General features: G+C 41.8%; 12 protein-coding genes. 4 read left to right on the forward strand and 8 right to left on the reverse strand.

Annotated elements, in window-relative coordinates:
* Position 1 precedes the first annotated feature (1 nt).
* Positions 2–2,101, reverse strand: coding sequence for a TonB-dependent receptor domain-containing protein (locus ACFSJE_RS08890; RefSeq protein WP_379830638.1), 2,100 nt, complete (start codon positions 2,099–2,101; stop codon positions 2–4).
* A gap of 80 nt (positions 2,102–2,181) precedes the next feature.
* Positions 2,182–2,481, reverse strand: coding sequence for a hypothetical protein (locus ACFSJE_RS08895; RefSeq protein ID WP_379830639.1), 300 nt, complete (start codon positions 2,479–2,481; stop codon positions 2,182–2,184).
* Positions 2,482–2,722: 241 nt separating this feature from the next.
* Between ACFSJE_RS08895 and ACFSJE_RS08900 the strand changes: the two genes are divergently transcribed.
* The gene (locus ACFSJE_RS08900; RefSeq protein WP_379830640.1) at positions 2,723–3,151 is read left to right on the forward strand and encodes a hypothetical protein; all 429 of its coding nucleotides are present in this window, start codon (positions 2,723–2,725) and stop codon (positions 3,149–3,151) included.
* Here ACFSJE_RS08900 and gldD read toward each other — a convergent pair whose 3' ends face one another.
* From gldD to mutY, 4 genes are read right to left on the reverse strand one after another with little or no spacing between them, the layout of a single operon-like run.
* Entirely contained in the window at positions 3,152–3,709 is a 558-nt protein-coding gene (gene gldD, locus ACFSJE_RS08905) for a gliding motility lipoprotein GldD (RefSeq protein ID WP_379830641.1), read from the reverse strand.
* Positions 3,699–5,009, reverse strand: coding sequence for a gliding motility-associated protein GldE (locus ACFSJE_RS08910; protein WP_379830642.1), 1,311 nt, complete (start codon positions 5,007–5,009; stop codon positions 3,699–3,701). Before ACFSJE_RS08910 ends, gldD begins: the two co-directional genes overlap by 11 nt.
* Before the next feature lie 23 nt (positions 5,010–5,032).
* Complete coding sequence (locus tag ACFSJE_RS08915) at positions 5,033–5,512, reverse strand: single-stranded DNA-binding protein (protein WP_379830643.1); 480 nt, start codon at positions 5,510–5,512, stop codon at positions 5,033–5,035.
* 12 nt (positions 5,513–5,524) lie between these two features.
* The gene (mutY, locus tag ACFSJE_RS08920) at positions 5,525–6,562 is read right to left on the reverse strand and encodes an A/G-specific adenine glycosylase (protein ID WP_379830644.1); all 1,038 of its coding nucleotides are present in this window, start codon (positions 6,560–6,562) and stop codon (positions 5,525–5,527) included.
* 123 nt (positions 6,563–6,685) lie between these two features.
* Between mutY and ACFSJE_RS08925 the strand changes: the two genes are divergently transcribed.
* The 3 genes from ACFSJE_RS08925 to ACFSJE_RS08935 all read left to right on the forward strand — a co-directional run bounded on the left by ACFSJE_RS08925 (position 6,686) and on the right by ACFSJE_RS08935 (position 9,327).
* Positions 6,686–6,976 carry an HU family DNA-binding protein gene (locus ACFSJE_RS08925; RefSeq protein WP_036380395.1) on the forward strand — a complete coding sequence of 97 codons (291 nt, stop codon included), beginning with the start codon at positions 6,686–6,688 and terminating at the stop codon, positions 6,974–6,976.
* 274 nt (positions 6,977–7,250) lie between these two features.
* Entirely contained in the window at positions 7,251–8,804 is a 1,554-nt protein-coding gene (locus ACFSJE_RS08930) for an Rne/Rng family ribonuclease (protein WP_379830645.1), read from the forward strand.
* Positions 8,805–8,856: 52 nt separating this feature from the next.
* Positions 8,857–9,327, forward strand: coding sequence for a regulatory protein RecX (locus ACFSJE_RS08935; protein WP_379830646.1), 471 nt, complete (start codon positions 8,857–8,859; stop codon positions 9,325–9,327).
* On the opposite strand, the gene ACFSJE_RS08940 is transcribed toward ACFSJE_RS08935, so the two are convergent.
* Together ACFSJE_RS08940 and bioB are read right to left on the reverse strand one after the other, a co-directional pair.
* Complete coding sequence (locus tag ACFSJE_RS08940; RefSeq protein ID WP_379830647.1) at positions 9,328–10,197, reverse strand: cupin-like domain-containing protein; 870 nt, start codon at positions 10,195–10,197, stop codon at positions 9,328–9,330. It abuts the gene before it with no gap.
* A 59-nt stretch (positions 10,198–10,256) separates the two neighbouring features.
* The gene (gene bioB / locus ACFSJE_RS08945) at positions 10,257–11,357 is read right to left on the reverse strand and encodes a biotin synthase BioB (protein WP_379830648.1); all 1,101 of its coding nucleotides are present in this window, start codon (positions 11,355–11,357) and stop codon (positions 10,257–10,259) included.
* Between the last annotated feature and the right edge of the window lie 35 nt (positions 11,358–11,392).

The raw sequence follows: 11,392 nt of genomic DNA on the forward strand, positions 1-11,392 counted from the left end.
TTTAAAAACTATATTGTACAAAAGCGGAAAGATTTCTGCCAGGGTCATTGATGGGAACCCTTCCATAATCTGCCTGATTGACAAAGGAAAAATTCAAATGGTTATTGTAGGTTACATCAAAAATATTGGTGGCAGCCACACCTAAGGTAACATGTTTGAAAGGCTTCGCGCCGAAACTCAAATCTACAACTCCATATCCGTCCGTGACCTGCTCGCCAAATGAAGAAGCAATATTGGATTGTTCTGAAGTTAGGGTATATGTAGCTCTGGCCCAGACTGCCTCTTTTTCAAAACTTAAGTTGAAGCGGGTCACCAAAGGTGGTGTGAGCGGCAGCGACTCATCCAAATCTTCATTCTTGGCATACACATAGGCCAGTTCTGTCTTAAATCGGTAATCCCTCAAAAAAGTCAGCTCTCCAAAAACCTCAAATCCCGTTTTATAAGCTTCATCCAAATTGGTGAATCGTTTTACTTCGGTAGGTTCCGCCATGGGCATGTACTTTTTATCCAACGTTGGGTCTATGACTGCAACAATGTAATTATCGTACATAGCGTAGTAGACCGATGCGCCATAATTCAACCGATTGAATGCGTAGCCTTCAAAATTAGTATTGGCCTTTACTCCCAATTCAAACTGATTATTTACTTCGGCATCCAAGAAAGGGTTTCCCACATATTCATAAGGGTCCTGCCCTACGGTAAAGTGGTTGATGAATCGCTCGATCATATTTGCAGAACGCACACCCCTGCCATAAGCCAACTCAAAAAGCAAATTGGCCGTTGCCATGTATTTTAAAGATGCCGTGGTACTAAAATTATGCTCTGTACGGGCATCCAAATTAGGGTATTCGGCCACAAAATCATCCGCTGGCGCATCTGTTTTGGAGCGAACCAAATCGTACCTGGCACCTAAATTCAGCAAGAACTTTTTAGATAGGGTGTACTTTGCTTCTGCGAAAGCACCATAATCTTCAATTTGTGAGTCTTGCCATACCTCATCCACAAATTCCATCGGCATGGAAAGAGGTTCTCCGGTCATCATATTCCGTTTTACCAAACGGGTCCGGTTTCCAGTCCTCCCTACGGAAAGGGCATCAACTCCGGTATACAATTTTAACTTGTCAACGGGCCTCCATTCCAGTTCAACCCTACCACCCAAAGTAGTGGCATCCACTTCAGAAACAGCCTCCATCATCATAAAAGTCGGCCGTAATTCATTTGTCATGATATGATCCACTTTAGAGCGATAGACTTTTGCACTCAACGTTTTTAAACCATCAGAAATATTGCCCAGCTTGTAATCTACTGAAAGCACATTACTGTTGTCCTCTTCGGTATCCATGGGAAGACCGGCATGGAGCACATCCCTTCCAAAGGATTGCCGAAACCCGACTTGGATTCTTTGGTTTTCTGTTGGATTGTACCCTAACTGAACACCATAATCGGTACTTTTGAAGGAGGAGGGAACCTCATTTCCATCCCCGTCCTGGTAGTTTCCAAAATCACGGTATCCAAAATTGAGGTTGGTATCAAAATTCTCTCCAACATACGTAACATTGGCAAAACTGGTAATGGCATTGCCGTTGTTTTCACCACCGAAGTTCACTTTTCCATGGTATCCTCTTTCCTGTTTTTCCACTTCTTGGGTGACTAAATTCACGATTCCACCAAAGGTGGGGCCATAACGAAAAGTATAGGGGCCCTTCACCACCTCAACGCGTTCTATTTCTTCGGGAATCACATGGGTTGTAATGGGATCCATACGGTTGGGGCACGCATGCATCACCTTGGTTCCTCCATTGAATTGAACGTTCAACTGTTCATATTGTGCCGCTCGGAATGATGGGTCGATGGCATAATTGCCTCGTTTGATAAGGGCAAAACCATTGATGTCCTTAAAAAGGTCAGCAACATTTTTAGATTGGACAATTTTCTTCTCCGGCTCACTCTTAAAAGTGGAAAAAACTGGGTCGGATATACTTTTTCCCTCAACCAAGACCTCATCCAATTGTACTGTCTTATTTGATAGGGAATCTTGCACAGTGGAAACCTGCGCATAGGACACAACTGTCCCAAAAAGCAAAACACATAGTTTTGCCATTGCAATTCTATTCATTTTTGATTCAATGTTTAAGATTATACACTTACGGCAATGGGTATTTACCGATTCTCTGTTAAATCTTAAGCCATTGGTGGTTTAATGAGTGTATTGCTATAACGATAGGAATAGGCAGTGCTATAAAAAAATGAGGTGCTATTTTCTTCATGGGTTTCCTGCATTTCATAGCTTGGAAAATCCACAAAAAACACCAAGATTTCTTCCCACCCGATTACAGGTAGGGGTTGTTCATCTTCATCGGTCTGCGCTTGGAGCATTTTGGCCAGCATACATTTGCCATCACAGTTAAGTTGAGGTTTGTCCTTATTCTCACAAAGTTGCTCAATAAAACCCTCCCTATCTATACTATAATAGAGGTACATGGAGGAAAAGCGGAGATTGCTCATCATTATCAAGGCTACAAAAAGCCAAGAAAGGACGAGTTGCTGAATTGAAATATGTGGTAATCTCCGCAACAAATAGGTTCAATTGCAAATAGAAATGCAAATATAAGTGTGCCCAGCGGCATATCAACTGACTAAAATCATGTATTAACACATATTAGCCATTTATTAGCCCTCGCAAAGACCCAGATATTTTAAATTTGTGGTTTAAACCAGATTCATGAAAAATTATATATCCCTTTCTATTTTGATTTTGACCGTAGCCTTTACTGCATGTAAGGAAGAGAAAAAGGCATCTGAAGGCCCTACCCAAATGGAACATGTAATGGCGGTGCATGATGAGGTTATGCCGAAAATGAGTGCCATTGGCAAACTAGTGGGTGAACTGAAAGCCAAAGTGGATACTACCGAAACGGGACAACAATACGCTACTGCCATGAAAGATTTGCAGGATGCCCATGCTGCCATGATGGATTGGATGCAAAATTTTGGCAACCGTTTTGATCATGAAGAAATTCTGCAGGGCAAAGAACTTTCTGAACAGAAGCAGGTGTGGCTTAATGAAGAGGAAGAAAAGGTAATGGCTTTGAAAGAGCAAATCAACGGCAGCATTGAAAGTGCTGAATCACTGTTGGCCAAGGGAGAATGATCAATCTCTCCATCGCAAGGTTTCCATAATCCTACGGATATCGTTTTGCAGATACATCGCCGCTGGAAGAATGGAATCGTAGTTGGGTTTGGCATAAAAATACAGGGAGCCCGTTACAAAATGCTCCGTGCTATCGGTCACATAAAACTGGGATTGGGAAGCCGCATTACCGCTTACTTCATAAAACATACCATACACACCATCATCTGGATTCACAAAAGGCTGGTCTATGATGTTGTCTGCCTTTCTCACATGTTCGTAGGATAGTTTTTGGGCATCAATCAACAATGTATCCAAATTACCATGGACTGGTTTATAGGTAAGGTAGATGGAGCCCTTCATCATGGGATAATCCAGAACCAAAGAGCAATCCTTGTTCTCCTTAACGTTGGATAGCATATTTTGATCAAAAGTATAGGGGCAATCTATGTTGGATTCAGTATAGTCTGCAATAGGATAGTCCAATCGAAGCATAGCCTTTGGCTTGGGCTGTACATCATCTTTACAACTGACCGCAAAAATGGTCGCTGCCAAATAAACAAGGAATTTATACTTCATGGGGCAGGGTCACTTTTATGCGTTTTATTCTCTTTTTGTCCAGATTTTCTACAATAAACTGGTAATCGTTGAAGAATATTTTTTCTCCTCGTTTGGGAAAACTGCCCGAAATCTCCAGCACAAAACCGGCTATGGTTTCGGACTCTCCTTTTTTCGACTCGAACTCTTCCTCGTTTTCAATCTTCACCACCCGATAGAAATCTTTTAAGGCTGTTTTTCCATCAAAAACATAGTTGTGATCATCCAATTTTGAGAAAACCAAGTCTTCATCATCAAATTCGTCACTGATATCGCCCACAATTTCCTCAATAATGTCTTCCAAAGTCACTATTCCTGATGTTCCCCCGTATTCATCCACCACCACGGCCAAGTGATTTTTCTTGTCCTGAAATTCCAACAACAAATCATCCAGCTTTTTGTTCTCCGGAACAAAATAGGGTTCCCGTATCAGAGACATCCAGTTAAAAGTCTTGCGGTCGATGTATGGCAACAAATCCTTCACATATAGAACGCCAAGAACGTTATCCATGTTCTCCGAAAAAACCGGAATGCGGGAATAGCCATTCTTTTTGATTTCCTCAAGTACTTCGGGGAATTTCATTTTCTCGTTCAGGGCGAAAATATCAATCCGGGGACGCATTACCTGCTTGGTGTCCGTATTCCCGAAGGTAACGATGCCCTCTAGAATCTTTTGTTCTTCCTTAGTGGTATCCCCTTCCGAAGCCAATTCCAAGGCCTGTGATAAATGATTTACCCCAAAACTTGATTTCTGTTTGCCCAATTTTTCCTCTAAATAAAGGGTGGCCGAACGCATGGGACCACTCAAAGGTGTGAACAAAACATTCAACCCCTTTAAGGGTAACGCCATAAAATGGGAAAATTGGACACGGTTTCTATTCGCGTATATTTTTGGTAGGATTTCGCCAAACATCAAAATCAAGAAAGTGGCAACTACCACTTCCAGTAAAAATCGCCATGTTCCATCAATTCCTGCAAAAATCGTATCCCCAATAGAACTGAACAATAGCACAATACCGATATTGATGGCGTTATTGGTAATAAGAATGGTAGCGAGGAGTTTTTTGGGTTTCTCCAATAATTGAACAATAAGCTTTCCGCGGGAGGTGTCTTTCTCCTGCATTTCGTTCAAATCGGTTTGGGAAAGTCCAAAAAGAGCCACCTCAGCCGCTGAAATCAGCGCCGAACCGCTTAGAAGAAGTAAAAGCACAACTATTTTTATGGTGAAGATACCACCAGTCGCTGCGAAGAAAATCACCAAACAATGGGGCTCAGGATCCAAATTGCGTCGCTTTAATCTTGTATTTAAAAGGGTAGATCGTCATCCTCTTCGGTATCGTCAATGGGCACCTCTGGCGCAGTAGTGTTTGAAGGATTATGTTGTGGCTGAGTCCCAGAAGACTGCTGTGTATTGGACATGCCTGTCTGTCCACCGGACATGCTTTCATTCTTGGTGGTCAAAAAGGTGAAGTCCTGTACATGTACCTCAGTAGTGTATCTCATGTTCCCATCTTCTCCTTGCCATTGTCTGTTTTTCAACCTGCCTTCCACATAGACCTTATCTCCTTTACTCAGGTATTTTTCACAGACTTCTGCGGCCTTGTTTCGCACCACAATATTGTGCCAATCCGTATTGGTGACCTTTTCACCGGTCTGCCTATTGGTATAGGTTTCGTTGGTGGCCAAAGGAAAGCGTGCAATACAATTGCCCCCCTCAAAATAGTGGATTTTCACCTCGTCTCCCAAATGACCGATCAGCATTACTTTGTTCAATGTTCCGCTCATAATCCAAAAGTACTAAATTTTAAATGTTTGTATGAAATCCGCAATCAAAACTGGAACCGGAAAGTCCGTTATTTTTTGCCAGGAAATCCCTTTTGCCAATTTATCCTCCGTTTTTACAATCCAGAACTTGGTATATAAATGTTGATGCGATAGTTTATGTGTGATGGGTTCCTTGTTATATAAGGAAAAGGATTCCATATCGGGGAAATCAGTTTTATGGGTCAATTCGTTTTCCATTTCTTCCGTCTGAAGCTCCCTTTCGGACTCTAAAAGTGGAAATTGATATAGATTTTGCCAAATGCCCCGTCCTTTCCGTTGCTCCATCAATGTATTTTCATCCTCATCCAAAAACACCAGATAATTAAAATAGCGCTCTTTGATTTTGGTCTTGTTCAACTTTACGGGAAGAACATCCACCTTGTTTTCCTTTAAGGCCACACAGCTATCTTGCAGAGGGCACAGCAGGCAGTATGGTTTTTTGGGAGCACACTGTATGGCTCCAAACTCCATAATACCTTGATTATAGTCCCTGATATTTTTGGTATCCATGACCTCTCTGGCCAACTCCTTAAAATATTTGATTCCTTCGGTGCTGTTTATGGGCAACTCCACTCCAAAATATCGCGCAAGCACCCGGTACACATTGCCATCTACAACGGGTTCTGGCACATCAAAACAGATGGAAGCAACCGCACTTGCGGTATAATCCCCCACTCCTTTTAACGATTTTAGCCCTTCATAGGTGTCAGGAAATACGCCTTCGTATTCATTTACAACCATTTTTGCTGTGGCATGTAGATTCCTTGCTCGGGAATAATAGCCCAGTCCCTGCCAGAGTTTTAAAACGGTTTCTTCGGACGCATCGGCCAAATCGCGAACCGAAGGAAATGCCTCCAAAAACCTTTGATAATAGGGCATTCCCTGAGCTACGCGGGTCTGCTGCAGGATAATTTCGGACAGCCAAATCTTATAGGGATCGCGCGTGGAACGCCAAGGAAGTTCTCGCTTATTCGTATGGTACCACGCTAAAATTTTCTCAGAAAAAGACATCTAGAAAAATACTATTGCCAAAATGAATCAGTTTATATACTTAAAATTAAAGGCTTTAAACGAAAGATTAATTTTAATTTTTATATTTGCAAGCCGAAAAAATAAGAAAAATAATCAAGAGAAATGACGAAAGCAGATATCGTAACTAGAATCTCAGAAAAACTAGGAATTGAAAAAGGAGACGTACAAGCAACAGTGGAATCTTTTATGGAGGAGGTTAAGTCTTCCTTGGAAAACGGAGACAACGTTTATTTAAGAGGTTTTGGAAGCTTTATCATTAAGACAAGAGCCGAAAAAACAGGTAGGAACATTTCAAAGAATACTACCATTAAAATCCCCGCGCACAATATTCCTGCCTTTAAACCAGCAAAAGTGTTTGTTGAGGGCGTTAAAAGCAACGTACAAGTAAAATAAAAATAACTAACACAAAAGGAGAAGTACTATGCCGAGTGGTAAAAAAAGAAAAAGACATAAGGTAGCTACCCACAAGCGTAAAAAACGTAGGAGAGCTAACCGACACAAGAAAAAGTAGTTGTTAGCCAACTACTTTTTCATTTTTTATTTACACGTTCTTTGACATAGAGATTCAAGAAACGAATTTCAGTCGGTTCGAAAAATAACCGATTCCATATATTGTTTAATCATTTATCCCAAAAACTAGAATGGGATAGATACAAAATCGATTCAGGTGAATAGAGAATTAATCGTTAGATCTAGTCCTGAAGCAGTCGATTTTGCCTTACTCAAAGATGGAAAACTTATAGAATTACACAAAGAAGAGGACAACAACAACTTTTCCGTAGGGGATATCTTCCTAGCCAAGATACGTAAACCCGTTACAGGCCTAAACGCGGCATTTGTCAACGTAGGTTATGAAAAAGATGCGTTCCTGCACTATCATGACCTTGGTCCGCAACTGTCCTCCATGTTAAAATTCATCAAAAAAGTTAGAACAGGGAAGTTAAAAGACTACACCCTCAAAGATTTTCCATTTGAAAAAGATATAGACAAGAATGGCAGCATCAACGATGTTATCAAAGCCAATCAGTCATTATTGGTACAAATTGTAAAAGAACCCATCTCCACCAAGGGACCAAGAATCAGCTCAGAACTTTCCATTGCAGGGCGATACTTGGTAATGGTGCCTTTTTCAGACAGGGTATCGGTATCACAAAAGATAGCGAGCAAGGAGGAAAAGGACAGGCTCATACGACTTGTTAAGAGCATTAAGCCCAAAGGATTTGGCGTAATTATCCGTACCGTAGCAGAAGGCAAAAAAGTTGCAGAACTAGACAAAGATCTTCAGAACCTGTTATCCAAATGGATAGCAATGTGCAAGAAATTGCAAAGAGCACCGCATCCCGCCAAAGTATTGGTGGAACTCAATAGAGCTTCCTCCATTTTAAGGGATGTTTTCAACGATTCCTTTACGGGAATCCATGTTGATGAGGAGACGCTCTACAATCAAATAAAGGATTATTTGCACGAAATAGCACCCGAAAAAGAATCCATTGTAAAACAGTATTCCGGCCCGGCCCCCATTTTTGAAAAGTTCGGCATTGAGCGTCAAATTAAGACCTCATTCGGACGTACGGCTTCTATGAGCCGTGGGGCATATCTTGTTATTGAACATACCGAAGCGCTTCACGTTATTGATGTGAACAGCGGTAACCGTTCCAACAAGGCCAAAAACCAAGAAGATACCGCCTTAGAGGTGAATCTACTTGCCGCAACAGAAATTGCAAGACAATTGCGTTTGCGCGACATGGGCGGAATTATTGTTATCGATTTTATAGATATGACCAGAGGTGAGCACAGAAGAAGACTGTTTGATCACCTAAGGAACGAAATGAAGGACGATAGGGCAAAACACAAGATTTTGCCGCCCAGTAAATTTGGACTTGTCCAAATTACCAGACAACGGGTACGTCCAGAAATGAACATCAAGACCAGCGAGGAAAACCCCAACGGCACCGGTGCCGAAGTGGAAGCCCCAATCGTCCTGATTGATCATATAGAAGCAGATTTGGAGCGAATCCTAAAAGGTGACCACAAAAACAACGGCATTGTATTGAATATACACCCGTTCATTGCGGCCTACCTTACCAAAGGATTTCCCTCTATCCGTTCCAAGTGGTTCAAAATCTATAAAAAATGGATCAAGGTACAACCTAGGGATGCCTACAAATATCTAGAATACCGTTTTAAAGACAAAGACGGCAAAACAATACGACCACAATAGAAGAAGCGACTCCAGAAATGGGGTCGCTTTTTTGTTTTATGTACATTTGAACATGCCGTATACCAAAAGCTATACCCTGCCAGAGGCCACAAAAAAAATGGAACACTACTGTGCCTACCAAGAGCGCTGCCATTATGAGGTCATTGAAAAACTAAAGGGCATGCGCATGATTCCTGAAGCCATTGATCAAATTGTAGGGCACTTGATACAAGAAAATTATTTGAATGAGGAGCGCTTTGCCAAAAGCTTTGCCCGAGGAAAATTCAACATAAAAAAATGGGGCAAGAAGCGTATTGTACTCGAATTAAAACAGCGTGAAATTTCAGCCTTCAACATTAAAAGTGCCTTGGCAGAAATAAAGGATCAAGATTATTACCGCACCTTGGATGAACTTGCCAAGAAAAGATTGGGACAAATCAAGGAAAGTAACATTCAAAAAAGAAAGAAAAAATTAGCTGACTATCTTCTATACCGTGGCTGGGAAAGCCATTTGGTCTATGAAAAACTTCAGGAATTGATTTAGTTATTTTTGAGTCAAAAGTCGTTCCGTCCGAACCACCGCTTCCTTATTTTTCCAATCAATCCAACTTTGCCCTTTTAATCGCCGCATCAAATTATCAAAATGGCGCATGAAGAAAATGTTGTAGACGGCCTTCCCAAAATTTTTGGGTTTTCGGGCGATGGCGCGTAGACTCATGGAAAATCCTGGGGTAACATATTTCATGTGGTGCCAATACCCTTCGGGTATGTAAAGTACATTTCCATGTTCCAATTGGGCCACGTGACCCTTGGCTTGCTTTAGGGCAGGCCATTTTTCCAAATCCGGGGAATCAAAATCGATATCCTCCCGTGTAATCAACGAATGTGGAATCTTATACAAAAACTTGGTCTCTGACTGAGAAAACAGAATGCATTGCTTTTTCCCTTCAAAATGAAAATGAAAAATATTGGCCAAATCAATGTCGTAATGCATAAAGGTATGCGAATCACTCCCTCCAAAAAACAACATGGGGAGCCCTTTCATCAATGGCAACCCAAAATCCGGATATGAAAAATCCTTTTGAAGTTGCGGAACTTCCTTTAGAACATTCCACAAAAAAATTCGGTATTTGGTGGGCTTGCTTTTTAGTAGGTCAATGTATTCCCGCATCTTCATTTTAGCATGGGGTTCGTTAAACCCCTCATCATGCTTCACTGGGCGATCATCATAAAGTGGAACTTCCTTTTCACCGGCCACATCTTTCATATAATCCAAATTCCATTTGGAATAAGCGGGCCAATCCTCAATAAACCGTTCAATAACTACTGGCTTCTGGGGTTTGAAGTATTTTTGGATAAACTCCTTTTTGGAAAGGGTCTCCTCCCTGGGAATTTGTGCAAGGTTTAGTTTCAAGATTTCAATGAGTTTGAAACCACTAAATTAGTAAAAAGGTTTTTATAAATTATGAAACCTTAGTCCTTGGAGACCAATCCAGATTTCTGCTTTGCGGCTTCGTTGCGATCAATAACATGACCGGGTCTGGACCATTTTGGTTTCTCCCCTAAAGGTTGAAACTGGGATTCCTCCGCTTCAACAGTTTTCGGTTGGGGCGCTTTTACAAAGGCTTTTTGTGGATTCAAGCCCAATTGTTTAAACATCGCCATATCCTCATTTACATCAGGATTTGGCGTAGTCAATAATTTATCTCCTGCGAAAATGGAATTAGCCCCGGCGAAGAAGCACATGGCCTGACCTTCACGGCTCATTTCAGTTCTTCCGGCGGATAGCCGCACTTGAGTCTTTGGCATCACAATTCGAGTAGTGGCCACCATGCGAATCATTTCCCAGATTTCAACGGGTTTTTGATCTTCCATGGGAGTGCCGTCAACAGCAACCAACGCATTGATTGGCACCGATTCTGGCTGTGGATTTAGAGTGGCAAGTGCCACCAACATGCCGGCACGGTCCTCTTCGGATTCACCCATACCAATAATTCCCCCACTACAAACAGTTACGTTTGTCTTGCGGACATTTTCTATGGTCTGCAAACGGTCTTCGTAGCCTCGTGTGGAAATGACTTCCTTATAATATTCTTCTGAAGTATCCAAGTTGTGGTTGTAGGCATAAAGTCCAGCTTCGGCCAAACGTTTTGCTTGATTCTCGGTTACCATACCCAAGGTACAACACACTTCCATATCCAATTTATTGATGGTACGCACCATGTCCAACACTTGGTCGAACTCAGGCCCATCCTTTACATTTCGCCATGCAGCACCCATGCAGACACGGGAACTTCCCGAAGCCTTGGCACGTAGTGCCTGAGCTTTCACTTGTTGTACGGACATCAAATCGTTCCCTTCAATATCGGTATGATAACGAGCAGCCTGTGGACAATACCCACAATCTTCTGGACATCCTCCAGTTTTAATGGAAAGCAACGTGGAAACCTGAACGGTATTCGGGTCATGATGTTGACGGTGAACGGTAGCTGCTTCATACAGCAATTCCATCAAGGGCTTGTTGTAAATTTCTAGGATTTCCTCCTTGGTCCAGTTGTGCTTTGTGCTGCTCATAGTACTTGGAATCTGATTCAAAAATAAGGCATTCT

The organism is Flagellimonas iocasae, assembly GCF_042682725.1.
In the GTDB taxonomy this organism is placed as follows: domain Bacteria; phylum Bacteroidota; class Bacteroidia; order Flavobacteriales; family Flavobacteriaceae; genus Flagellimonas; species Flagellimonas iocasae.